The following is a 21,967-nucleotide window of genomic DNA, read 5'->3' as shown; positions in this document are numbered from 1 at the left end:
GAGGGGCATTTTGAGGAAGATCGTCGGTTTAACCATCTTGTTTGCTTTGACTTTACCATCGGCATTTAGCCAAGCGAAGGAGCCAGAGTTGTCGACCCGTTTAATTATATCTGTTGATGAGCCGCTCTATAAAGAAGGCGGGGCGGTAATCATATCTGGGCGCCAGGTTTCCGATGATGAATGGCGCGCCATAGCAGCAGATGCGGGACCAAAGGACGCTCATGAAAAGGAGTTCCATATCCGCGTGTCGTCGCCTGCATCCATCGTGGATTTTGTTTATCCTGAGAGCGGAACCTATAGCTTCAAGCTTCAATCCCCTTCCGGCAGTGACGCCAAACCCCTTAAAACCCGGCAGATTTTGATTGGCAGTGCTGAAGTAACCGACCCGGAAACCAAAAAGCAGGTGAGCTGGCCCTCGATGAGCGTCATTCATGTCGAAGGAACGACCTATAATGATGGATGGGCGCGGATACTCTCTTCGACTTTCGATCTGGCTTTTACAAGCGAGGATAAGGCGGCCGTTTCCATTCAGCGTTTCCCTGCGGGCCGTGTTTTGTCGTTATCCCAGAGCGCGATTGAAACCTTTGTGAGGGATTCCGAATGAGCCAGCTGCTTCTGGTAACGCGGTCATTTCACCCCGATAGGAATTTTGGTCTGGGTGGTCTTGGCTTCCACGGCGATTCAAGAGGATTCTCGTCAAGTTTGAGCGTAACCTCGCGAATCACCCATGAAGTTACAATCGACCTGAAAGCAGCTCAGTTCACACGTGAGCGCTGCTTTTCCGACCCGTCGTCCAACGAAGTCATACCGCGTGTACTTGAAGGACGCGGCAGTCGTGCCGCGGAGGTGATGGCGAGAGATGAGTTGGGCGACAGGGGTATCGACCTTCCTCAGTCCGAATGGACCAAGCGGGGCGATATCCTGCCCAAGATGGAAAACGATTATTCTCAACCGAGGAAACATCCGCGTAAAAACACCTCCGGCAATATTTCGCCGTATCGAGAAGACGGTGATCAGAGCGTCAATGGTCGTTTGTCTTACGCCGGCAAGAATTTTGCCTTCTATGGCGCCGACACGGATCCGGGCCATTGGATTCTAGGCGGTGATATTTCGGATGGAGGGTCCGATACGCGTGGAGGAAGCCTGAAGGTGTGGGAGCGTTGGGGCGGAATGGTGCCGGATCTCGATGTCACCCATGAATTCAGTCTCAGGTTTAACAGGGCCGACAAAAAGATACATGTGTCTTCGGCGATTTCGGGTGATGGTTTCCCGAACTGCGAGAGTTTTCTCCTCGATGCGTCAAGAAATGTGCTGTTTTTGGGGTCTCACATCCGCATGGGTACGGCCGCGACGCAACTACCCGGAGGACGTGCCTTGCCCATGACCAGAACGCTCCTCACCGTCGACTGGTTGCCGGGAGACCTGTTCGGCGCGAATGTCAGCCTCGATCTCGCGAATGACTATACTGGAAATGGCTCGCCGCAGCAGGTTGTTGGCGCTGGAAATATGGGACGGAGTGCGTGGAATGCGGCGCATACAAAACGCGACGCAAGTGGCGACTGGATCAGAAGTATTGAGGACCACGTTCCGTTGCCGCGTCAATCCTTGCGAAAGCTGGGTGAACAGATCCGCCGAGCATTCTAGCCGGGCGGTTGTCGCCGAGGTGCCTGTGCGTCGCCTTGTCAGCCGCTCATGTTTTTCTAGCACAGGGTAATCGGTCCTATGTCCAAAGCTCATCGCCGCGCCGATATCGGCTCCGCCCATTCCTGCCATTTTCCGCCCACACCGGCCACGGGCGGTAGTGACAATGTCTATGTGAACGGTCGGCCGCTGATGCGTGTCGGGGATGCCTACGTGCCGCACGGCTGCCCCTCCTGCCCGAAGCCGTCGCATTCGCGGGCTCTGGCGGTGGGAGCATACACAGTCTTCATCAATGGCAAGCCGGCCGGCCGTGTCGGAGATGCGATCGACTGCGGCGGCAATGCGCAAACCGGTTCGCCCGACGTCTATATCGGTGACAACGAACCCAATGGCGGTAGCGACGGCACCCCGTGCCAGGCCAACATGGCCGGCGGGTCCGTTCCGACGGTTCGGGGATAGGCATGCAGGATCAGCTTGATGGCAGGGCGGAGCTGTCTGCGGTCAGTCAGGCTTATCTGACCCGCCTTTCGCAGATTGCAGACAGCGGCGAAAGGCGCATTTATGCCGTGCTGGACGGAGCCCTTTTCGGTAACCTGACAGGGGATCTTTCGGCGGCGGGCCTGTGCCACAGGCCGCTCTATCGGCAGGCGGGGCCGGATGCCGCAATCATGCTCGGCGGACCGTGGCTGGTTTCCCTCAGCCTTTCACCGGCGGTCCCACCTGCGCCGGATGGTTTGATCGAGACGGCGGAGCCGAGCGATGAAGAACTTCAGGCGCTGGCGGCGAAACTGTCGGACGCCATGGCGGATGCCGTCGCCAGGGGTGATGAAAGTGGCGGCGGCGTGCTGCCGGCTGACGAGATCGATCTGCCGAGGCAGGTAAAGAGCAGAATAGAGGCCCTGCTCAAGCTTGTCGCAGACAAGCCTGCTGTAGTGTTCTGGGTCGGCGATCGCTCCCTGTCCGAGGAAACAATCCACAGGCACCTTCGTGGTATTAACCGTATCATTCTGCCGCTCGAGCGAGACGCGCTCGCGGGATTGAGCGGTTCGGTTTCCGGAGAAGCCGGAGATATCTCCTTGGCAGCCGACGATGCGCAAGAAGAGGCGTCGTTTGCCCTTGATCTTGAAGAGGGGCGGGGTCGTAGCGAAATTGTTATTTTCCGCCATGCCGACCCGAATGTCATGATGCAGGTGTTGCCGGCGCTTTCGCCGGAACAGGTGGTGCGCCTTATAGGCCCGGCCGAAGAAATCTACTTCGCTCCGGCCGAGGTATGGGGTGGGAGCATCAAGCGCGCTCATCGACCAGTTGATGTCGTAGCGCAAGGCGGCATGTTGCGCCTGACTCCTGAAAATATCGAGGTCATCAGTGCATCTCGAATGCTCGCTGCGCGTCGTCGCCGAGTGGGGGCGTTTCAAAGGTCCGCGCCGCATTTGCTACAAGGCATGGAGGAGCGCGAAGCGCTCATATTCATGGAACGATATGAAACACAGGCACGAATTTACGGATTGAAAACCGAGCGCGGATTCTTTCAGTGGACCTACCTTATGAGCGCAAGCAACGGGCGCTTCATCGAAGCACCTGATATTCGCCAGAACCTCAAAGGCAGCAATCCTGACGCTCGGTTGGATGAAATGATGCGGCTGATGGCGAATGCGGCGAAAGAACGGGGGCGCGCATGACTGCCGTGGCTGCTGCTGGCGGGGAGGTTCTGCTTGGCCGTGCGGCTGCAGGCGTAGCGACGAGGCTCGGTGCCCGCGCCGCGCTCGGTTTTCTTGGGCCAGTTGGCGCAGCAATCGGCCTCGCCATGCTGGCCTATGAAGGCTACGAACTCTACAAGATGTACAATGAGAGCCATTCTGAACCCGCCGATGGCGAGGCGGGAAGCTGCACGGGGAACTGCGGTTCGGCAAAGGCGGAAGAACAGAAGAAGCGCCAAGAGGAACTGGAGAATGAAGCGGGCGTCAGTCAACAGACAAAGGGCAAGACAAAACACGGCGAAAAGGACGGCGGTATGGCGGAAGCAGAACGCGACTTCGAGTCCTTGAAACCGGGCAAGGAGAAAGGTATCGAAACACAATACGGGCCGGGCCGCACGGGGGAACTGGAAGACGGCAGCAAGGTTACCGTCCGTCCGGGAAGCTCTGACGGTCGTCCGACGTTGCAGATACGCAGGCCGAACGGTCGTCAGACCGAGATACGCTATAATGACGGACCTGGGGTTTGATTATGGACTTTATTGGAAAAAATTGCACTCTGGATCATCGGGCCATCCGAAACAGGAATTTCGCGGCGAGGATTTATCCTGAGTTCCCAAGCGAGGAGGAAGTCGCTCTTGTTGCTGCGCGTATCGGTAGTGACGAGATTGATTTTGCTGCTTACGAGTTCGGTCAGCCTCCGCGCCATTTTGCACGGCAACCGGTCGGGTTGGTGCTTGATGCACTGTTTGAAAATTCGCCTTATGGCCTTCTGATCCATTTTTCAGGTCATGATCTCTGGATCTGGGCGCCGGAGGATCACGAATACCTCGTTGTCTTTGGCGATACCAATCTGGTCCAGGCGATAGAACGAAGTGACATATTCTCATACAGCTTTGCTGAGTATCTGGGCAGTGGTGTTTTGTCGCAAGCGACGGTCACACATCTTCGCGGCGTAGCATCGAACTATACGATCGGGTAATAGCGGGCGAGCCCAACTTTGGGCTGATCACCGATGTGCTAGAGCGGTTCGGGAATATATTCGCTGGCCGGCACCAAGGTTATCTACACCAAGAGCGGAACGACCGCGATCGCGAAGGTCAACGATTTGGACCTCGAGTTCAGCGTTTGGGCGCATCTTGCAGATTTGCGGAGCCAGAAGAAGCATTTGTTTCCGCTTAACGGCGAGTTGGCTTTGAATAGCCCGCATGACTACGCGCAATCGCAGCGCTATATGCAGGAACGTCGAATTTCAACTTCAGCCTAAACCGAATGACTAAGATCACTATTCCCCTCCCAGCGCTCGCCGAACAAAATCGCATGTCTTGGCACTGGTGAGGCGCTGCAGGTCCCTTGCCGAAACCAGTCTGGTCGGCGAGCGATACCAAGGGTAACATAAGCACAACATTTTCAGGATGGCACCGAACTATACGATCGGATAATGTCTGGAACCAGATTTTGATATGTTGGACCGGCGTGGTCTGTTCTGAATGAAGCAACTCCTTCGGAGAAGAAAACTTTTTCGCCATTCAGCTGACATAAAAGCCCGGCGCTTCAGTTAAAGCAGAGAGACTGTCATCATAGCCCAAACAAAGACGAGCATCGCGATGCAGGCCGGGCGGAAGAGATAAAATCGCTGCCAGTTCGTGAGGCGGAGGTCGTTGTAGTGCATGGATCTGTCGAGCCTGACGTGATCCATTTCGCTGTCGACAGAAAAATCGCCACCGTTTTTCTTGTAGAAGTTATACTCCCGAACCTGCGCGACAATCTGTTGTACAGCCAGAAGGCTCACCGCGATCAGAGCCGCAGAAAAAATGACGATCTCAAGTATCAGCAAGCGTTTCTCCTGTGCGGTCGGTTTGAACGGCGACTTATCCGGGTTTGAATTGAATCGTGGGAGACGAAGTGCCAAATCGCTTCAATGGATGCAGTTGTTGTTTAAAACTACGCAATGTCGATTTTTTCGTCCAGTATCTGACAATGATGTGGCGTGGCATTTCATCAGCTTTTGAAGCATGTTCCATGGGCTGTCTTCGATAGACTTGTGGAGGAGCACCGGTCAGACCACCGGATGCGCCGCCTGTCCACGAAGGATCAGTTCATCGCCTTGCTTTATGCGCAATTCTCAGGCGCCACCAGCCTGCGTGAGATTGTCGGTAACTTTTCCAGCCACAGCGCTCGTCTCTATCATCTCGGCAGCCGCCCGGTGTCCCGCTCCACTTTGGCCGACGCCAATACAGGCAGATCCAGCGCAGTGTTTTCCGGTCTGTTCGCCCACCTCGCCGCCAACGCCTGTCGCGGCCTGCGCCAGAAGGCGGCTGAAGCCGTGCATCTCATCGATTCCACCGGGATCAGGCTGTCGGGCATGGGGGCCGACTGGGCTCATTTCTCCCATAATGCCTGTGGCGCCAAGGCCCATATCATTTATGACGCACAGGCCAATTATCGTGCTGGATCATGGCCGGATTGTCGAAGAGGGGCGACCGGACGAACTGGTCGAGCAGGACGGATGTTTGCACGGCTCTGGAGACGCCAGATTGGTGGGTTCATTGCCGAAGATGAGTGGATGACGTCGTAACCGGCAGTCGACCATCTCGCGGAAACCTGTGCTTCGTCGCTGCTACGAGATGGCGATCGAATAGTCCGGCGTGCCTTGCCAGCTCAGATCCCAGGACGCGCCGGGCCGGACGTTCTGGACAGCCCCCGGATCGAAACAAACCAGGCAGTTTCCGACGGGCGCACGGACGGAGGGATAGATGAGGCCGCGGCTTCCATCTCTTCGCAACCGGGCGGCCAGTTCCTGTCCCTCGAGATAGCCAACCTCCGGGTCCGGGTTGAGCGCGGCGTGTTCGGGTTCATCGGTCAGGTCGTCGAATTCTCCGATGAAGTCGGAGATCAGTTCGACATAACGGGCGCTGTCATGGAACGATCCGGTGAAACGGAGCTCGCGGGTTCTGTGCCATGCGACCTCCGCAACCGATACCATCACGTCCCAGGCGCAATACCAGGCACCGCGATCTTCGGAGTTGAAGCGGTTGCCACCTGTCCGCGTATAGGTGAAGGCGGCATTGACGTGCGTGTCGCCGTAGATCCTGAGATCACGGTTGCGCCGCCGCCAGGCGAGCTCTCGCGGATCGAGATGCGGATTGCGGCCGCGTTCGGCGAGCAACCGGGCGCTGGTCAACCCCTCGATCTCGGCCAGAACCTCCAGTTCCTCGTCGCTGTCGACTAGACCGCGAAGCGCCGGCGGCTTGTGGTAGGTCGCGGGCAGCAGGCGGACCAGTCCCCGAACCGACAGTTCGGTTTTCCTCATGCGCCGCCCCGCAGAGCGTCGAGATAGGTTCGGATCGCCAGAATTTGCGGGAGGCCGCCATCGATGGCGGTGTCGACCGGCCGCGCACCGCTGAAGAGCGGGCCCGTGTTCGGGCGCGTGAACCAGCTTCTGGAGAGTTGCTCAGAGAAGTAAAGTTCGAGCGACTTGTAGATCCCGATCACGGCACTGAGGCGCAGCAACTGGTCCTTCGTCAATTCGCCGGTAAACCCCGGTTTGCGCGCGCGCTTCCATGTGCTCTCCGACATGTCGGCGAGGCCCGCTGCTTCCCTGAGGCTCAGCGACCATGCATCGGCGACCTTGGCATAGGCCTTGAGTGCGACGGCATTGAGTTCCGCGGGTTTGTGGGGCTTGACGGCGATTTGCATAGTGGCCTCCTGATAGGCTCAATATAGGCCATATGATCCGAAAGTAAAGATCATATGGCCTGATATGGCGCATGGCGAGGACAGGATGTGCTTCTCTCGTTGGCCCCTGCTTTTACGCGTGCGGGCGTGACGGTTCTCACAACCGCAACCCGCGCCGCTGCGTCAGGCCGAGGCTAAGATTCTGCTTTTCGACGAGTTCGGCGTGGTGTGTCCGCTCGACCAGTCCGGCCACCTGCCTGATCCGTTCGACAGAGACATCTGCGTCTGCCGTGACCCGAAGCTTGTTCAGACCCTCGTTGCGCAGGTCTGTCGTACCGAACCGCCTCGTCAGTGCTTGCGTTATTGTTTTGACCTCCTGCAATGCCTGGAGGCCGTCGCTTGTGTTTTCCATCTGTCGGAGGAATTCTGGCTTTTCGTCATGGGGCAGGCCGTCGAGGTGTTTGAGGATTTCCTCGCTGCGCCGCGTGAGGGTGGGGACTTCGACGATATCCCGCTTCTCACGCTGCCATGTTTCCGAGCGGTGTTCGCTTTCCAGATGCCGTTGCCAGCTTGTGGCGGTATTCTCGACAAGCGATGCGACTGATCGGGCGTAGTGCCGGACCTCTTTTCTTTCCCTGTTGTCACCAAGGATGCCCGATTTGCCGCGCAAGGCACCGAACTGGTCTGGCCGCTCCCTGATGGCTCTTGCCAGAATGGCAGGATCGGTGTCGGGATCGAGGACATGTTGTTTGATGGCTTCACAGGCAGCGAAGGTATCGTGATAGACACGAATGGCGACACTGCGCACCTCTTCCATGCTTCTTTCCAGTTCTGGTCTCGCCTTCTCAAGGGCGATCTGGTCGACGGATTTTTCGTAGCGGGTAATGGCGGGAACGAGCGGTGCAGCGACCTCAAGTGTTTGATGGTGAAGATGCAGACCAAGGTCTACGACGCGGTCAGCGTCTGTGCCCTGTCGTTGCCTCTGTCTTTCTGCCGTTTGCTGCAAGGACGATTGCCTTGGCACCCGCTGCTGCTGGATCGCGTCCCCCTTTTGCTCCTTCAGCCCGCGCCGTTCGGCAAAGGTGTCGGTATAGTCGAGCGTGGTTTCTTTCAGCCCCGAGCGGCTGAGACTGGCGGTGAGCGCCTTCATATCCCTGAGCTCATCCCGTCCGGCATAAAGCATTGCCTGATGGCGATGACGGGTCATGGCGACATAGGTCAGATGCCGGTCCATGGTGGCGGATGCCATGACAAAGGCCCGGTCGACGGTTGCCCCTTGCGCCTTGTGAATGGTGGTGGCGTAACCATGATCAAAGGATTGGTAATCTTTGGGGTGGATAGTCAGCCTGCGGCCGGTTTTCTGTCCGCCCGAACTTCCGTCGAGCCGCAAATGTAGTGCGTCCGGCTCGACGGCTTCCACCGTTCCCAGCATGCCGTTTTTGACGCCGAGCCCGCGATCGTTCCGCAGCAGAACGATGCGGTCGCCGGCGGCAAAAGCACGGCTGCCGTTGACGGTCCGATAGACGATCTCGCCATCTGTTTGCCCGGCCCTGTCCCTGACGCCATATGCTGCGTTCGCGGTGACGGACTGAACGTTGCCTTTTGCCAAAACACCCTCGGACTGAAGACCTTTCCGGATGGCGTCATTGATGGCGCGGATATCGATGCGACGATGGGCAAGGGCAATGCGGGAGTGATCGGGATTTTGCGCTCTGTCGGCGAGATAGTCACGCACGAGGTCTGCACATGCCTGTGCGCGGTCGTTAGCAAAGCGGATGGCATTCTGCCTGGCGTAATCGGCCAGAGCTTCATGTGTGCGACGGGTGGCAAAGGCGATCGAGGCCTGTTGTTGCCAGCCCTGTTTCTGGCGACGGATTTCTGTCAGTTCGATGGCGCCGATCTGTTCGGTGATCGCCCGGAAAGGCGAGCCCGCACCGATCGCCTGCAACTGCTCGTGATCGCCGACCAGCACCAGTTTGGCACCACGCGCCTCGACTTGCCTGACGAAGCGGCAGAGCTGGTGGCTGCCGATCATGCCGGCCTCGTCGATGACAAAAATGTCCTTTGGGCCGAGGATGGATTTTCCGTTCTCCCAGCCAGGCTCCCAGGAGGCAAGGGTACGCGAGGCAATGCCTGACGATACGGACAATCCTTCTGCCGCCTTGCCGGCAAGGGCCGCACCATGAACACGATAACCGTCCGCTTCCCATGCCCGCCTTGCTGCCGCCAGCATCGTCGACTTGCCGGCCCCGGCAAAGCCGATCACCGCCGATATTTGTTCGGGTCCGGTGACATGCAACACGGCTTTCTTCTGCTCGTCACTGAGACCTGACCCTGCCAGTTCCTCGCTCTGTCTGATGATTGCATTTGTGACCTTTGTTGTTTCGACATGATGGCTCGATCGCGCCGCCATCCTGATGGCACTTTTTACCATCTGCTGTTCGAGTTCGATCATTTCCCGGGTGGAATAACGGGCCGGTTCCTGTCTCTGCTCCTGCTGCAAAAGGACGAGTTGCGGGGACGCCATGACGGCGGCAAGGGCATTGTGGAAGGCGGCCGCATCGGTGATGTAGCGGCTGAGGGTTTTGGCGATATCGTGACGGGTAAAGACGCTTTGAGCTGATGTGATGAGAGCAAGTACCTGTTCGGGACGGCGGCGGATCAGCTCGGCGTTTCGTCGTGCTGCGTCATCCTCGATGCGGCACCGGGACACATCGACACCACGCTCTTTCATCTGCGAGGCATGCACACCCATATGGCCGGTCGGTTCTATGGCAAGACCACGGGAAAGATGCGAGCGGTGGTCGACGCGGCGGTCGAGACCGGCGCGCAGGAGATGCCGGTTGACGAGATCGGCAAAGGCCTCGCGCACCGCCTTCATCTGCATCTGCGAGGTCGGCAGGCCATTATCGATCAGCCATCTGTTCTCGCGCTCGATCAGCGTCTTTTGTGCGAAACCTGAGGGCGTAATCACCCGTGTGGTCATCACCACATGGGCATGAATATTGCGGTCGTCGCTTTTGCCTTGCGGCATATGAATGGCGAAGTCGACGGCGGTGCCAAAGCGACTGGCGAGATCGGTGGCAAAAGTACGGGTGAGCGACAGTCGTTCGCTATCGGACAGCTCATGCGGGAGGGCGATCTCGAACTCGCGGGCGACACGGGCATCGCGGCGACGTTCGGCGAATTCTGCGGCATTCCACAACCCTGACCGATCCAGCGCCCAGGGCGCTTCGACGCCATCGGGCAGAATGATTTCCGCATGAACCACACCCTGCTTGGCGGTGAAGTCATGGATGAGACCGTCGCGTTCATTGATAATTCGGCTGGCGGTGCGATAGGCGATGGCGGCGACGGCGCTTTTGCCGGCGCTGCGTCCGATCGGTTTTACACTGCAATGGTAGATCGCCATGCCTGTCTCCCGAAAAAGCCACGCCGGCAGAAGGCTGGAAGATCAGGGTCGAGACAGCTGCGTCCGGCCTGTCATCCGACTTCCCGCAAGGGGCGGTTTTCCCGTCAATCCGGCGCCAACTCGTAAGTGCGCCCTTGTTGCTTTCATCGACGCATGGCTAGCAGCAGGGGTGGTCGCAATTCCACTGACACAAGTGTCAGTAGCCGAAGCGCCGGATGCAGCTTTGAATGACTTGATGCCATCAAGCGGGAAAAGGAGACCGGCGATGCGAAAGCCGATAGCCCGGCGCATTCGGGAACTGGAAGAACAGGAGCGGGCCCTGCAATCGCGACTGGACAAACAGGAACGGGCAAAGGCAACCCGGCGCAAGATTTTGCTTGGCGCATTTGTGCTGGAGCAACTGGAGCGAAACAACGGAGCTGTCGAAACGCCTGGTCAAAATGATCTGAAGACATGGCTTGAACGGGAGTTTTCGGTCTGCCTCGGCCGGGACGCTGATCGGGCCCTGTTTGCCGATCTGCTCGACCTGAGCGAAAGGACCGGCGGGTAGTGTCCGGGCATCGACGATAACCGTAGCAATGGATATGCGGACGGAAATTTCCGTTGCCCCTGAAGAGATGGTTTGAAGGGATGGTTTCGGGGGCGTTGGGCCGGAGGGCGGGCACGCGGACGAGGGCGGGACCAGGATGCCGGGCGTGTGGGTCCAGTCGATGGCCTGGCACGGTGTTTTCGCAGGCGCTCAGAGGGTCTCGTGAAGGATAAAAACGGGGAGCGGGACCCAGGGCAACATGGCAGTCACCGCTCGACGTCTGGCGAGCTGGTCCTGTCCTTGTGGGATTGTGAAACGTGACGCATTAATCAATCGTGCAATATCAGGTTGCAACCAGAGCCCTGGTGCGTTTACCGTCGGGCTATCTGGGGATTGATATGTTTTCTGGCTCTCGTTTTTTCATTGCCGCCGGTCTTGCCGCGGTCATTGCGTCGCACTCTTTTGCCGATGAGGTTCTGTCTTCAGGGACGGGATTTGCGGTGACCGCCGATGGCTGGATCCTGACGAACGCGCATGTCGTGCAGGATTGTGGCAAGATCGAAATAAAGGGAAAAGGCGATGCCTCTGATCCCCGCATCGATGAGATCAACGATCTGGCGGTTGTGAAGATTGCAGTCGCCGAACCATTAAAGCCGATAGCCTTTCGAAAATCGCCAACGAGGCTTGGTGAGGATATCGTCGCAGTCGGCTTCCCGCTCGCCACGCTTCTGGCGGATTCCGTGAAGGTCACCACAGGCAATGTGAACGCGCTTGCAGGGATCAGAAACGATACCAGATATATTCAGATCTCTACGCCGATCCAGCCTGGAAACTCCGGTGGACCGGTGATCGATCGCAACGGATATCTCCTCGGTATCACCAGCGCGACGCTCTCCAAAAAGACGGCCGATGAGATCGGCATTACGGCCCAGAACGTCAACTTTGCCATCCGTGCTTCCGTTGCTGAACTGTTCATGCAGTCCCAGAGCCTGGTCAACCAGACTGCTGATGCGACCGAAAGCGGTGGCGCTCTTTCCACAGCCGATCTGGCCGATCGTGTCACACCATCGGTGGTCCAGATTCTGTGCCACTCCAAAGCCGGGGTGAGGGTCGCGACAGTCCCCGACAGCCCGCCTGTCCAGCCTCGCCCGAGCGCAGCCAGCCTGCCGGCAGACAGCGCTGCGAGGGACGCGCCGTCGCTGGAAATCCCGCTCGCAGAAAGCGGCTTCGTCCGTCACCCCAAAGGAGTGGCGCCGGTCAAACTGGCACCTGAGGGTGATGCCAGAACGATTGGACAGGTTGCCAATGGAAGTTCCGTTTCGATCCTGCAGGTTTCCGGTGATTGGTATCGTGTGAACACGGCAGGATCCAGCGGCTATATGCATTACTCCTGGGTGCGGGTGAGCCAGTTCGAAGAGCCGGATGGCGAAGGACGGTTCGTGCAGGTGAAGTCTTTCAGGACGCTTGATGATGCCCGTTCCTTTATCAAAGGCTCGTCCGTGCCTTTGGCGGCTCACCTAGCCGCGAACGGCTGGATCGCCGTCACGTTGCCTGACGTCTACGGCGAGCAGGAAGCGAAGGAACTCTCGAATGCTCTCAAGGGGCACGGCCTCATTGCGAAAGATTCCCTCGTAACCTTTGGCAACACCTACGTCCGCAAGGTCTGCTGCAACTGAGAGCATTGAGAGGAAGGCCATGATCCTGAAACTTTCGATCTGCCTGGCAGCCGCCGTTGTCTTTGCCGGTGTCCAGTCTGCGTTCGCTACAGATGACCATTCGATCTATTACGGGTCGCGGGCAGGCATGCACCTGACGACGATTTCGAAGAAGGGGATAGGGACGGCGAATGCAGTGATCAGGGTCAGGCACACGCCAAATGATGCCAGGGCGTATTGTGTCGAATATGTGCTGGATCATTCCAGCGCCTGCGTGAGACGCACTCTTGCCGAGGTTAGGGTGGCAGACCGCGTGACGGGGAATTGTCGCAAAGGCACATGGACTGACGTGTATGGTCGTTCATATGCGTTTGAAGGGGTAACAGGTCCGGCCGACGGGCCTGCTCAATACGCTGTCCGTGACCTGAGGTCCGGAGAGATTCTCGACGGGTCGTCTGCGTCCGGATATGACGTTGCACTCACGATTTTCCAGCAGCTTTGCCCCGGTCTCGCGAAATGAGACACGGACGGAGCCTGACGGTAACCGCTGTTCCAATCCCACATTGTCCTCGCCCACCTGATCTGTGATCGCCTATCCATGGAAGAGCAACGGGAGTTTCTCCATGGAGACTACATTGGAGTTTCTCACGGCCAGGAAGTCTGGGCGTGAGCCACAGCGGCACTGGCCGGACGAGGTGAAGGCCCAGATCGTTTCGGAGAGCCTTCGGCCCGGAGTGTTGGTGAATGAAGTTGCAGAACGCCACGGCCTGAAGCCAAACCACCTCTCGACTTGGCGAACGATGGCACGGCAGGGCAAGCTGGTTCTGCCAGCACCCGAGGGGGCGGTGGAGTTCGCGGCGGTTGTCGTCGATCCCGCCATTGCGGAGCCGCCCGTCAAGAAAGCCAGCCGTCCCGAGATCATCGTCGGCGCTGTCACGATCCGGTTGGAAGAAGGCGCGTCCGCCTCCCGGATCGCCGCTGTCGCGCGTGCCTGCGCGGTTCCGGTATGATCTTTCCCTCGAACCGGGTTCGGATCATGGTGGCGACCAAGCCTGTTGATTTCCGCAAGGGTCACGGTGGATTGGCAGCGCTGGTAAAAAACGAACTGCACAAGGACCCGTTCACGGGAACGGTCTTCGTATTCCGATCACGCACGGCGGACCGATTGAAGCTGATCTACTGGGATGGCAGCGGCTTGGTGATGGCCTACAAACGGCTGGAGGAGCACACGTTCACTTGGCCAGACATTCGGGACGGCCTGATGACCTTGGGCCATGCCCAGTTCGAGGCGCTATTTGCGGGGCTCGACTGGCGGCGGGTCCGCTCCGTAGAGACAAGAGCGCCGAGAGCAATCGAGTAGGTGCGGCACGATGACTCGGTTCGCAAATTCCGGCAGCGAGATGACGGCCAATTTGATAGACTTCCAGAATGTTGGATGTGGTCGATCTTCCAGACGATATTGCTGCCCTGAAGGCGATGCTGGTCGCGTCGCAGCTTCGTGAAGTCCGCAAGGATGATCGGATCGAGCGGCTGGAGAAGCTGGTCGCCGCTTTCAAACAAGCCGCCTTTGGCCGCAAATCCGAGAAGTCCGATCCCGAGCAATTCGATCTCGCACTGGAAGACCTGGAAACAGCCATGGCGGCCGTGCATGCCGAGGACGAGGCGGACATCGCTCCGGGTAAACCGCAGCCCAAATCACGGGCAGCCAATCGTGGCTCTCTTCCCGCTCACCTTCCTCGTGTCGAAGTGATCGTCGAACCGGAAAGCCTGATCTGCAACTGTGGCTGCGGCTTGCATTGCATCGGAGAGGAAGTGTCCGAACGACTCGATATCATCCCGTCGCAGTTCCGCGTCATCGTCACTCGTCGTCCCAAATATGCCTGCCGTGCCTGCACCGATGGAGTTTCCCAGGCTCCAGCGCCTGCACGATTGATCCACGCTGGATTGCCGACCGAGGCGACCATCGCGCATGTGTTGGTGTCCAAATATGCCGATCACCTGCCGCTCTATCGGCAGGCTCAGATCATGAGCCGACAGGGCATCGATCTTGATCGATCCACTCTTGCCGACTGGGTTGGCCGGGGAGCATTCGAACTCCGCCCGGTCTTCGACGCTCTCATCGCCGACCTGAAGCGGTCAACGAAGCTGTTCATGGACGAGACTCGTGCGCCAGTCCTCGATCCTGGCTCCCGCAAGACCAAGACCGGATACTTTTGGGCCTTGGCCCGCGATGAGCGACCGTGGGGTGGCGGTGCGCCGCCAGGGGTAGCCTTTACCTATGCACCAGGTCGCGGGGGCCTACATGCAGAGCGGATATTGCAAGGGTTCACAGGCATCCTACAGGTGGATGGCTACGCCGGATATAATCGCCTGATCGCACCGGATCGTGTCGGTCCCGACATCCAGCTTGCCTACTGCTGGGCCCATGCCCGGCGCAAGCTGGTCGAGATCACGCGCAGCGGCGCTGCACCAATAGCCGAGGATGGCGTCAAACGGATCGGTGAACTTTATAGGATAGAGGCGGAGCTGCGTGGTCTTCCCGCCGATGCTCGATTGGCTGGGCGGCGGGAACGATCAGCGCCATTGATTGCGGACATACGAACTTGGCTGACGCATCATCGCGCCCACGTCGCTGGCAAATCGCCGCTCGGCGAAGCTCTGGCCTATATCGCCAAATACTGGGATGGCCTTTGTTTCTTCCTGACCGATGGCCGCATCGAGATCGACAACAATACCGTTGAGCGAACCATCAGGCCAATAGCGCTAAACCGAAAGAACGCTCTCTTCGCCGGTCATGATTCTGGAGCGGAGAATTGGGCGGCCATCGCATCGCTCGTCGAGACCTGCAAGCTCAACGCCGTCGATCCATTTGGCTATCTGAGAAGCACGCTAACGGCCCTCGTTAATGGCCATAAGCAGAGCCAAATCGCGCATCTCCTGCCTTGGAACTACCGGGTGGGTTAGACGGTCGGCCCAAGGTTGTTTTCCGTTGGCGAGGTAAAGCTTGTCTGCGTTTTACTTTTTTCCAGAGTGCGTCCGAGACAATGCGAAGCGTCGGAACCTCCTGAATGATATGTAGCTCCGGCGAGTTGAGCCGAGACACCCGGCGTTCGCTCACTGGGTTCTTTCGGTATACGAGTCTGTTGAACACCAAGCGACCGATGTACATCTGATTATTTAGAATTCCGCTACCTCTTCGCCGGTGTCCCCGGATCGCCGTTCCTCTCCAAGCCTGCCCGCGAGGGCCTGGTATACCCTGCTCATTGAGGATTTCTGCGATGGCGTCAGGACTTAGGCCTTTTACGTATTGCTTAAATATCCACACAATCACGGCCGCTTTGGCGGCAATGATATCCCTCAGGCCACGGATCGGTTCGCCGTCCGCTCCAATCATCTTTTTAATCGAATAGCCGTAACAAATGCCGCCGGGAACTCGGCCCGTCTTCGCAACAGTCTTCATGCCTTCCCTGGTTCGATATCGAACCTGCTCTAGCATCTCGCTATTCAGGACCGCCCTCAGGCCAAGTTCCATAGCTGACACTTGAGAACCACCGTGCACCGTCCAAAGTTCAATGTCGTGGAACTGGAGCAGCTTCAACACTTTTGCACTGTGTTCTAGGTCTCGCGACAGCCGATCAAGTGTAAGGCAAAGTAGGACATCGTAGGCACCCACTCGCGCCCCACTCAGCGCAGCCTGAAGGCCCGGCCGTGTTTCGAAACTAGCGCCGCTAACGCCAGCATCAACATATGTCCCGCTCAGCTTCCAACCGCGCTCCGCAACAAATGAAGCCCCCAGATCAAGCTGGGTTTCGATTGAAGCTGGGTTCTGTTGATCTGTTGAATACCGCGCGTAAATGACCACTCTCTTGCACATATTGGCCTCCCGATAACAATGGCAGGTCAAGCTAACACGACGCCGATGTGCTCAAGTATTTGTCGACCTCTGCAGTTTTCCAAAAATTCGGTCAAGGTGTGAACAGGGCTGCGCTTACGCCTGACGCTGCCCGATGGCACGCGCATGGCGTTTCTTGCTGTTGCAATCGTCCTGTTTGGCGTTTCCGTGGTGCATGCCACCAACACTCCCTGCAGCGGCGGTAAGGGTGTTCGGTAACAACGACTGTATGATGCTCCATTCGAAATTAGTCAGGTCGAACTGGTGACGGGGCATGCGAGGCCTCCAAATCAAAGCCTCAGGAATCAAAAACATGCCCTTATCGTAACCCAACTTCTGAGGAAGGACTTCAAATTATCAGTTTTCCTGTAGCCCAGAATTCGTGGACCTTAGTCCACCATTCCAACGTTTCCGGCCGCAGCCATGGAAGAAAATCGTCAGGGCGAGTTTTGTGATGCAAATCTCCATTCTGCAAATCTTCGAGAAGACCTACTGTAGCCGCTTCTTTAACATACGGGTCGCCGGTGATGTGCCAGCGTTCGACAACATCAAAGACCGCATCAAATCGATGCGTGTTACCTGTCGCCAAATCCTGAATCAGATGACGAGCAAGCTCTGACAATGCCAAGTAATGCGGCAACTCCTCCTCGGATCGATACTCCTCCTGGAATATCTCCCACTTTCCACGAAACGACGGGTCAGCCTGCAAAAGCGGCTCAAACATATTCGAGCGATCGAACTCGAACGAAAGCGCGTTGACGTTGTTCTCGGACATAACCCTTTTTGCATCTTCTGATGCCCGTGTAGCTAGGCTTGATCTGACAAGCTGATTAATGAGTTTACGCTCTAGACCGTTCGGCCGGCTGATCAGCTCTTTCTTTCCAACTGCGTTGGCAAAGTGGTCACTTCCCTTCTTGGGACTTTTCTGGTTTCGATCTAATTTTCTCACGACGATCAAGCTCGTGTTCTATCGCCTCGCGGATGAACGCCGAGATCCTATAGTTACCGACCAACGCCTGAATCCTAGCCCTCATTTCCGATGAGATACGAATCTTTGTTTCCTGAAATTTAAGTGGCGGACGTCCCATTCGACTGCAGCACTAGCCCCCTTTAATAACCGAAAGTAAAACCCTCGACATAAACGTCCCTGTTTATTGACAGGGTAAACGGGGACGTTTATTGTGTGACCTGAAAGTAGCTGGAAGGCGTGTTTGCCCATGCCCTCCAGCCTGACCACAATCTAGCTAGTTGGAGCTTGGATCATGGCTGATTCTGAGAGTAGCAGAACTTTATCTAAAATTTCATGCGTCAGTGAATTTCCGGACGAAGACCGGGCCGAGATTCCACCGGAGGTGATTAACAGGCGCAATCTTCTTCCGGCGGCGGCCCGTATCCTGCCGATGTTGCTTGACGAAGTTCCGTCACGGACGGTCGCCGGACCGTTCCATATCAAGGAGCTCTGGCCGCGCTGGTTTGACCGTTATCAGCATCGTCTTGTCGCCGAGCGTGAAAGCCGTGATCTTGAAGCGAGACTGCTGAAAGAAACCGGCGGTCGCCCTTGCGTCGTCATCGAAACTGACAGTGATGCATCATCGTCTCGCACTGTCTCCTCATTCAAGGAGATCAGGGAGCTGGCGCCGCGTATCGGCGCCGAGGTTGCTGCCAGCGCGCGCATCGAGTTGCGCAGGCAAAGGCAGGCCTGGAATGCGGCTGATCTCCGAATAGGATACAGCGCGAGCCTTTCGAAGGCGCAGGAGATTGCCCAGTTTGAGGGAATTGCCGGGCGTATCCTGATTTCGCTTCAGCCCCATCACATCCACGACATTGCCGCCAAGCTCCATTACATGTTGGTGAATTACGATCCGGACCTGCGCAAGGCGGAAGCCCCCTGGCCATATCTGCGCTGCATGCTGCGCGAGCTTATTGAGCCGCAGTGGTCTGTCATTGATCCGCAGTCACGTATTCGCTGGTTGCAGCCCAGGAAGCGGTAGAGGCGGTAAAATGCGGGCAGGGCTTGGCAGTGATGTTGGTCTTCTTACGATCGTGATATCGCACGCAAATGGCAGAGAAACCTTTGGATCGCGAAAAGGCTTGAAAGCGGAAAGTGGCGACCGGTCAGTTGGATCATCGCTGCCGAGGGGCATGTCCCCACCTTCCGCGACACATTAGTTATGATCTATAATGTTAGATGACAAGAATAAGAACCGCGTCGCACAGGTATCTCCATTCATTCTTGCAGTTTGGATGTTCCGCTTGACTAACTTGAAGCCTCTCGTATGCGCTGACCGCATCGAAAGCGATTATGAAACGGGCTTGTACGGGCACATCCAGGCCAGTGTGAGACGCAAGAGGGCGCTGGCTTCTCGGCGTCGAGGCACTCGCCATCCCGTGACGATCAGCCAGCGCAACATACCGATCGATGATAGTAGTCTTGAAGAATGCGGACGCAGCAGCTTTGGTTAGGTTCGGGGAAGCCCGGGATCTCTGCATAGCGGCATCGGCTATGAATGGCCGTGCATTGCGGATCTCGTAATATTTGTAGGATATATTGCGCTTCTTGTGCCTTGCCTTTTGGGGACTGAACTGAGTGAGGACGACTCTACTTCTCTGTGCCGCCGCGATGACACTGGCTGGCTGCCAACCTCCGACGCCACAATCTGTCTTGGATTCGCAGCGTCCTCCGGTCAGATCGATTAAACGCGAATATGTGGGCGCTGTGCGCGGGACCATCCAAGCTGGGGATTTCACGAAAGCCGGGATTTCGAGCGTAGTGTTGCTCGATCCTGAAAAGCAGATCTACGCTTATTGCACGCGGACGGCGGAACGTGCCAACCCGAATTGGTCCTATATCGGCGTTGCCTTAAAACAGAACAAGATGGTGAGCCTCTCAAAAAATGACTACCGCTGCCGCGACAAGCGGCTGCGGTACTACGATTTTCCTGAGTTGCTCAACATGAAGTCGTGATAGAGGTGTGCAACAAGCCTCGTCTGGTCCTTCGTAATATTAAAGATTAGGAACGCTTGATGCGGCAGTCTGATCTACGTACGGTTGGCACTATTGATAATATGTCTGACGCTTTGCTGGACGAATTTGAGGCGGCAGTCGACGCTTATGCGGAAACTGAAGAGATGGTTCGGTGAGCGGTTTCGATAAGATCGAGACCGCAGCGGTCATTCGCTTCAGGCGACTGCATTGTCCAACCTGGGACCGCCGTCGTGTCGATGAGGGGTGAGGTTCCAAGGAGATCCCCTCGCGCCTGGTCCTGCCGTTCGATGCGGAAGGATTAGGCGAGCGGATGCTTTGTCATAGCGTGTTTCTGCCGCACATATGCGGACCACCGTATTATTGCGCGGAATGGGTCTTGGCGGTCACATCAACACCGAGTGCTCTCATAACGGCCAACGTCGTTTTGAGCGTTGGGTTACCGCGCTCGCTGAACGATCGATAAAGCTGTTCGCGAGACAGGCCTGTTTTGCGCGAGATTTCGGTCATCCCTTTAGCACGCGCGACGACGCCGAGCGCCTTTGCAACATAGGCAGCATCGCCGGTTTCGAAGGCGTCGGCCATGAACGCGGCGATTTCTTCATCGTCGACCAAAGCGGCAGCAGGATCATAGGTGGTCAGTTTTTCAGTCATCTTTTTCGCTCCATTCCTTGGCGAGTTTATGCGCGGCGGCAATATCACGGGCTTGCGATCCTTTGTCGCCACCGCATAAAAGCACGATGAGAACATTGCCCCGTCTCTGAAAGTAGACGCGATAGCCGGGGCCATAGTGTATTCGCAATTCACTGACGCCTTCCCCAACCGGCTCGACGTCTCCCGGCAAGCCTTCAGCCAGCCGCATCAATCGCGCCGCAATGATAGTCCTCGCTCGTTTGTCCCTTAGACGGGTTTCCCATTTGGCGAAAACCGCCGTCTGCTTTAGCTCGATCATGGGATATACCGTAGTCTATAAACTACACTATAGCAAGGTTGGGGGAGAATTGATGACCTTAAAAAAAGCGTAGCTGGCCATGCTTGTCCGCCTCGAACGTAGCAGGCAGGTGCTTATGCGGAAACGGAAGAGATGGTCCGGTGAGCGGTTTCGATGAGATCGAGACCGCATTTTTAATCCGCTACCCTTACCTGTGGAGCCGGGAGGCTTCCCGCGATGGACCGAAGGTCGTAAGGGGATTGGTGAGTCGTCCCAGATCAGGCTGCCGCTCTGAGGTCGAAATTCGCGTGGATGACGTCGTAGGGTACGTGAACCTTTCCGTCTTCGGTTTGTTCGAATATACCCCAGTCCGACAATGCGGACACGTCCTCGTGGACACGCTTGACGTCACGTTCGACGGATCGGGCAAGTCCGCGTATGCTCGATGGACCGATCTTCTGAAGATGTTCAATCAATTCCCACCTTTTGGGGGTGATGACAGAAAAAAGCTGTGCGGGCGACGAAAAGGTGAAGACTGCCACGGGTTCTGAGGGATTACCTGAACGCATCGCGTTCGTTGCCCTGTCAAAAGCCTCATCGAGGGCAGCTTCGCTGTCTGCTCTGATTTGAATCAAGGCTTCTCTCATGGCTTCTTCCTCCTCTTGATTATCTCCTTCCGAAAGTCGGACAGGAGGGCATCGGTCGTTGTGAACATGTAAGGATGCTCGTCGCCGTCAAGATGACAATGATCGCCTTTGCCGCGTTCATTGTCGAAACCGACGATACGCCGACCGTCCTTGCCAAAAAACAGTCGATACTTGAACAGGTGCGTGCTACCGGGAACGGGTTCTGGCACCTTCCACACGACGATCTCGACAATCGCACCATCAGGCAAAACAGTTTTCGAACGTTCGACAAGTATCGCGGCGATCATGTTGTCGTTTATGCCATCACAACATTCTGTTGTCAAGGATGCCAACGCAGCTTTGAGGGTTGATTTGGCGGTAGGTTACAGGGATGTTTATGCTTGGAATATTTTACCGATTTATCCGCTTTAAATACATATATTATTATTTTTATACTTAGTATGCGGAATAAATTACCGGCATTGACTTAAGTGAATGATCGCGGCGCGCTATTGGCTTGAGGCAGGGGAGTGCGTTGCTCGTAAACATATAATTTATGTAAGAATGGTGCTGAAACATATAAATTATGTAAGTAGACCATTGCCGCGTGGAAAGCAGGTTTGATTGGCGGATTTTGCTTGTTATACGGGCAGGCAATTTAAACCGCCTGAAATCAAGTGGTTTATATAGGTTTTGCATGAAGGATAAATTATTTATTGGTGAAGCAGAGAGGGAGTCTGATTATGAAGTGGACCGAAAAGGGCGATGAAAATTGATGGCGACCGATCATAATAACAATATCATGATATTGTTATTATGATCGGTCGCCATCAATTTTCATCAAGGGCGATGAAAATTGATGGCGACCGATCATAATAACAATATCATGATATTGTTATTATGATCGGTCGCCATCAATTTTCATC

At 56.5% G+C, this 21,967-nt stretch carries 25 protein-coding genes and 1 pseudogene; 15 read left to right on the top strand and 11 right to left on the bottom strand.

Going from position 1 to position 21,967, the window contains the following annotated elements; genetic code table 11:
- The first annotated feature begins 10 nt into the window (after positions 1-10).
- The 6 genes from O8B93_RS25680 to O8B93_RS25655 all read left to right on the top strand — a co-directional run bounded on the left by O8B93_RS25680 (position 11) and on the right by O8B93_RS25655 (position 4,317).
- The gene (locus tag O8B93_RS25680; protein ID WP_269712690.1) at positions 11-604 is read left to right on the top strand and encodes a hypothetical protein; all 594 of its coding nucleotides are present in this window, start codon (positions 11-13) and stop codon (positions 602-604) included.
- Positions 601-1,644, top strand: coding sequence for a hypothetical protein (locus tag O8B93_RS25675; RefSeq protein WP_269712689.1), 1,044 nt, complete (start codon positions 601-603; stop codon positions 1,642-1,644). The genes O8B93_RS25680 and O8B93_RS25675 overlap by 4 nt, the downstream gene beginning before the upstream one ends.
- A 78-nt stretch (positions 1,645-1,722) precedes the next feature.
- Positions 1,723-2,100: a PAAR domain-containing protein gene (locus tag O8B93_RS25670; RefSeq protein ID WP_269712688.1), complete on the top strand. Its 378-nt coding sequence runs from the start codon at positions 1,723-1,725 to the stop codon at positions 2,098-2,100.
- A 2-nt stretch (positions 2,101-2,102) separates the two neighbouring features.
- Entirely contained in the window at positions 2,103-3,320 is a 1,218-nt protein-coding gene (locus tag O8B93_RS25665; protein WP_269712687.1) for a hypothetical protein, read from the top strand.
- Entirely contained in the window at positions 3,317-3,865 is a 549-nt protein-coding gene (locus O8B93_RS25660) for a hypothetical protein (protein ID WP_269712686.1), read from the top strand. Before O8B93_RS25665 ends, O8B93_RS25660 begins: the two co-directional genes overlap by 4 nt.
- A gap of 2 nt (positions 3,866-3,867) precedes the next feature.
- A complete protein-coding gene (locus O8B93_RS25655; RefSeq protein WP_269712684.1) occupies positions 3,868-4,317 on the top strand; it encodes a hypothetical protein in 450 nt (149 codons plus the stop codon).
- A 576-nt stretch (positions 4,318-4,893) separates the two neighbouring features.
- Here the strand turns inward: O8B93_RS25655 and O8B93_RS25650 are convergent.
- Complete coding sequence (locus tag O8B93_RS25650) at positions 4,894-5,172, bottom strand: hypothetical protein (protein ID WP_269712682.1); 279 nt, start codon at positions 5,170-5,172, stop codon at positions 4,894-4,896.
- 153 nt (positions 5,173-5,325) lie between these two features.
- Between O8B93_RS25650 and O8B93_RS25645 the strand changes: the two are divergent.
- Positions 5,326-5,775, top strand: a pseudogene (locus tag O8B93_RS25645) (DUF4372 domain-containing protein); the annotation flags it as partial.
- A gap of 180 nt (positions 5,776-5,955) precedes the next feature.
- Here O8B93_RS25645 and O8B93_RS25640 read toward each other — a convergent pair.
- The 3 genes from O8B93_RS25640 to traA form a co-directional block, all read right to left on the bottom strand.
- Positions 5,956-6,648 carry an RES family NAD+ phosphorylase gene (locus O8B93_RS25640; protein ID WP_269712680.1) on the bottom strand — a complete coding sequence of 231 codons (693 nt, stop codon included), beginning with the start codon at positions 6,646-6,648 and terminating at the stop codon, positions 5,956-5,958.
- Entirely contained in the window at positions 6,645-7,034 is a 390-nt protein-coding gene (locus O8B93_RS25635) for an antitoxin Xre-like helix-turn-helix domain-containing protein (RefSeq protein WP_060724498.1), read from the bottom strand. Before O8B93_RS25635 ends, O8B93_RS25640 begins: the two co-directional genes overlap by 4 nt.
- 136 nt (positions 7,035-7,170) lie before the next feature.
- On the bottom strand, positions 7,171-10,425 hold the full coding sequence (gene traA / locus O8B93_RS25630; protein ID WP_269712676.1) for a Ti-type conjugative transfer relaxase TraA: 3,255 nt from the start codon (positions 10,423-10,425) through the stop codon (positions 7,171-7,173).
- Positions 10,426-10,690: 265 nt separating this feature from the next.
- Between traA and O8B93_RS25625 the strand changes: the two genes are divergently transcribed.
- The 6 genes from O8B93_RS25625 (at position 10,691) to tnpC (ending at position 15,573) form a co-directional block, all read left to right on the top strand.
- Positions 10,691-10,975 carry a mobilization protein gene (locus O8B93_RS25625; RefSeq protein WP_269712673.1) on the top strand — a complete coding sequence of 95 codons (285 nt, stop codon included), beginning with the start codon at positions 10,691-10,693 and terminating at the stop codon, positions 10,973-10,975.
- Between the two features lie 377 nt (positions 10,976-11,352).
- Positions 11,353-12,630 carry a trypsin-like peptidase domain-containing protein gene (locus O8B93_RS25620; RefSeq protein WP_269712770.1) on the top strand — a complete coding sequence of 426 codons (1,278 nt, stop codon included), beginning with the start codon at positions 11,353-11,355 and terminating at the stop codon, positions 12,628-12,630.
- A gap of 19 nt (positions 12,631-12,649) precedes the next feature.
- The gene (locus O8B93_RS25615) at positions 12,650-13,129 is read left to right on the top strand and encodes a hypothetical protein (RefSeq protein ID WP_269712671.1); all 480 of its coding nucleotides are present in this window, start codon (positions 12,650-12,652) and stop codon (positions 13,127-13,129) included.
- Positions 13,130-13,232: 103 nt separating this feature from the next.
- Positions 13,233-13,619 carry an IS66-like element accessory protein TnpA gene (gene tnpA / locus O8B93_RS25610; RefSeq protein WP_269712669.1) on the top strand — a complete coding sequence of 129 codons (387 nt, stop codon included), beginning with the start codon at positions 13,233-13,235 and terminating at the stop codon, positions 13,617-13,619.
- On the top strand, positions 13,616-13,969 hold the full coding sequence (tnpB, locus tag O8B93_RS25605; RefSeq protein ID WP_269712668.1) for an IS66 family insertion sequence element accessory protein TnpB: 354 nt from the start codon (positions 13,616-13,618) through the stop codon (positions 13,967-13,969). The genes tnpA and tnpB overlap by 4 nt, the downstream gene beginning before the upstream one ends.
- A 68-nt stretch (positions 13,970-14,037) precedes the next feature.
- Complete coding sequence (gene tnpC / locus O8B93_RS25600; protein WP_269712666.1) at positions 14,038-15,573, top strand: IS66 family transposase; 1,536 nt, start codon at positions 14,038-14,040, stop codon at positions 15,571-15,573.
- Here tnpC and O8B93_RS25595 read toward each other — a convergent pair.
- The 3 genes from O8B93_RS25595 to O8B93_RS25585 all read right to left on the bottom strand — a co-directional run bounded on the left by O8B93_RS25595 (position 15,512) and on the right by O8B93_RS25585 (position 17,450).
- On the bottom strand, positions 15,512-16,483 hold the full coding sequence (locus tag O8B93_RS25595) for a recombinase family protein (protein WP_269712665.1): 972 nt from the start codon (positions 16,481-16,483) through the stop codon (positions 15,512-15,514). The genes tnpC and O8B93_RS25595 overlap by 62 nt on opposite strands.
- Positions 16,484-16,597: 114 nt before the next feature.
- Positions 16,598-16,777 carry a hypothetical protein gene (locus O8B93_RS25590; RefSeq protein WP_269712664.1) on the bottom strand — a complete coding sequence of 60 codons (180 nt, stop codon included), beginning with the start codon at positions 16,775-16,777 and terminating at the stop codon, positions 16,598-16,600.
- 73 nt (positions 16,778-16,850) lie between these two features.
- Positions 16,851-17,450, bottom strand: a complete 600-nt coding sequence (locus O8B93_RS25585; RefSeq protein ID WP_473774534.1) for a DUF7674 family protein — start codon at positions 17,448-17,450, stop codon at positions 16,851-16,853.
- Between the two features lie 313 nt (positions 17,451-17,763).
- Here O8B93_RS25585 and O8B93_RS25580 point away from each other — a divergent pair, with 313 nt between their 5' ends.
- Together O8B93_RS25580 and O8B93_RS25575 are read left to right on the top strand one after the other, a co-directional pair.
- Positions 17,764-18,492, top strand: coding sequence for a hypothetical protein (locus tag O8B93_RS25580; RefSeq protein ID WP_269712662.1), 729 nt, complete (start codon positions 17,764-17,766; stop codon positions 18,490-18,492).
- 596 nt (positions 18,493-19,088) lie between these two features.
- Positions 19,089-19,466, top strand: a complete 378-nt coding sequence (locus O8B93_RS25575) for a hypothetical protein (protein ID WP_405049094.1) — start codon at positions 19,089-19,091, stop codon at positions 19,464-19,466.
- Between the two features lie 378 nt (positions 19,467-19,844).
- Here the strand turns inward: O8B93_RS25575 and O8B93_RS25565 are convergent, their stop codons facing one another.
- From O8B93_RS25565 to O8B93_RS25550, 4 genes are all read right to left on the bottom strand, one after another.
- Positions 19,845-20,138: an addiction module antidote protein gene (locus O8B93_RS25565; RefSeq protein ID WP_269712659.1), complete on the bottom strand. Its 294-nt coding sequence runs from the start codon at positions 20,136-20,138 to the stop codon at positions 19,845-19,847.
- Positions 20,131-20,436, bottom strand: coding sequence for a type II toxin-antitoxin system RelE/ParE family toxin (locus tag O8B93_RS25560; RefSeq protein WP_003518908.1), 306 nt, complete (start codon positions 20,434-20,436; stop codon positions 20,131-20,133). Before O8B93_RS25560 ends, O8B93_RS25565 begins: the two co-directional genes overlap by 8 nt.
- A gap of 257 nt (positions 20,437-20,693) precedes the next feature.
- Positions 20,694-21,062 (bottom strand): HVO_A0114 family putative DNA-binding protein, encoded by a 369-nt coding sequence (locus O8B93_RS25555; protein WP_269712656.1) that lies wholly within the window; start codon positions 21,060-21,062, stop codon positions 20,694-20,696.
- Positions 21,059-21,349: a toxin-antitoxin system TumE family protein gene (locus O8B93_RS25550; RefSeq protein WP_269712654.1), complete on the bottom strand. Its 291-nt coding sequence runs from the start codon at positions 21,347-21,349 to the stop codon at positions 21,059-21,061. Before O8B93_RS25550 ends, O8B93_RS25555 begins: the two co-directional genes overlap by 4 nt.
- Positions 21,350-21,967 lie beyond the last annotated feature (618 nt).

It is taken from the genome of Martinezella rhizogenes, from assembly GCF_027460065.1.
In the GTDB taxonomy this organism is placed as follows: Bacteria; Pseudomonadota; Alphaproteobacteria; order Rhizobiales; family Rhizobiaceae; genus Agrobacterium; species Agrobacterium rhizogenes_C.
This window is presented reverse-complemented; position numbering and strand designations above follow the sequence as displayed.

Bases quoted from the DNA above. Each gene is read 5' to 3' on its own strand.
- O8B93_RS25675 (WP_269712689.1), top strand. From the start codon at position 601: ATGAGCCAGCTGCTTCTGGTAACGCGGTCATTTCACCCCGATAGGAAT.
- O8B93_RS25670 (WP_269712688.1), top strand. From the start codon at position 1,723: ATGTCCAAAGCTCATCGCCGCGCCGATATCGGCTCCGCCCATTCCTGC.
- O8B93_RS25665 (WP_269712687.1), top strand. From the start codon at position 2,103: ATGCAGGATCAGCTTGATGGCAGGGCGGAGCTGTCTGCGGTCAGTCAG.
- O8B93_RS25660 (WP_269712686.1), top strand. From the start codon at position 3,317: ATGACTGCCGTGGCTGCTGCTGGCGGGGAGGTTCTGCTTGGCCGTGCG.
- O8B93_RS25655 (WP_269712684.1), top strand. From the start codon at position 3,868: ATGGACTTTATTGGAAAAAATTGCACTCTGGATCATCGGGCCATCCGA.
- O8B93_RS25640 (WP_269712680.1), bottom strand. From the start codon at position 6,648: ATGAGGAAAACCGAACTGTCGGTTCGGGGACTGGTCCGCCTGCTGCCC.
- O8B93_RS25635 (WP_060724498.1), bottom strand. From the start codon at position 7,034: ATGCAAATCGCCGTCAAGCCCCACAAACCCGCGGAACTCAATGCCGTC.
- traA (WP_269712676.1), bottom strand. From the start codon at position 10,425: ATGGCGATCTACCATTGCAGTGTAAAACCGATCGGACGCAGCGCCGGC.
- O8B93_RS25625 (WP_269712673.1), top strand. From the start codon at position 10,691: ATGCGAAAGCCGATAGCCCGGCGCATTCGGGAACTGGAAGAACAGGAG.
- O8B93_RS25620 (WP_269712770.1), top strand. From the start codon at position 11,353: ATGTTTTCTGGCTCTCGTTTTTTCATTGCCGCCGGTCTTGCCGCGGTC.
- O8B93_RS25615 (WP_269712671.1), top strand. From the start codon at position 12,650: ATGATCCTGAAACTTTCGATCTGCCTGGCAGCCGCCGTTGTCTTTGCC.
- tnpA (WP_269712669.1), top strand. From the start codon at position 13,233: ATGGAGACTACATTGGAGTTTCTCACGGCCAGGAAGTCTGGGCGTGAG.
- tnpB (WP_269712668.1), top strand. From the start codon at position 13,616: ATGATCTTTCCCTCGAACCGGGTTCGGATCATGGTGGCGACCAAGCCT.
- tnpC (WP_269712666.1), top strand. From the start codon at position 14,038: ATGTTGGATGTGGTCGATCTTCCAGACGATATTGCTGCCCTGAAGGCG.
- O8B93_RS25595 (WP_269712665.1), bottom strand. From the start codon at position 16,483: ATGTGCAAGAGAGTGGTCATTTACGCGCGGTATTCAACAGATCAACAG.
- O8B93_RS25590 (WP_269712664.1), bottom strand. From the start codon at position 16,777: ATGCCCCGTCACCAGTTCGACCTGACTAATTTCGAATGGAGCATCATA.
- O8B93_RS25580 (WP_269712662.1), top strand. From the start codon at position 17,764: ATGGCTGATTCTGAGAGTAGCAGAACTTTATCTAAAATTTCATGCGTC.
- O8B93_RS25565 (WP_269712659.1), bottom strand. From the start codon at position 20,138: ATGACTGAAAAACTGACCACCTATGATCCTGCTGCCGCTTTGGTCGAC.
- O8B93_RS25560 (WP_003518908.1), bottom strand. From the start codon at position 20,436: ATGATCGAGCTAAAGCAGACGGCGGTTTTCGCCAAATGGGAAACCCGT.
- O8B93_RS25555 (WP_269712656.1), bottom strand. From the start codon at position 21,062: ATGAGAGAAGCCTTGATTCAAATCAGAGCAGACAGCGAAGCTGCCCTC.
- O8B93_RS25550 (WP_269712654.1), bottom strand. From the start codon at position 21,349: ATGATCGCCGCGATACTTGTCGAACGTTCGAAAACTGTTTTGCCTGAT.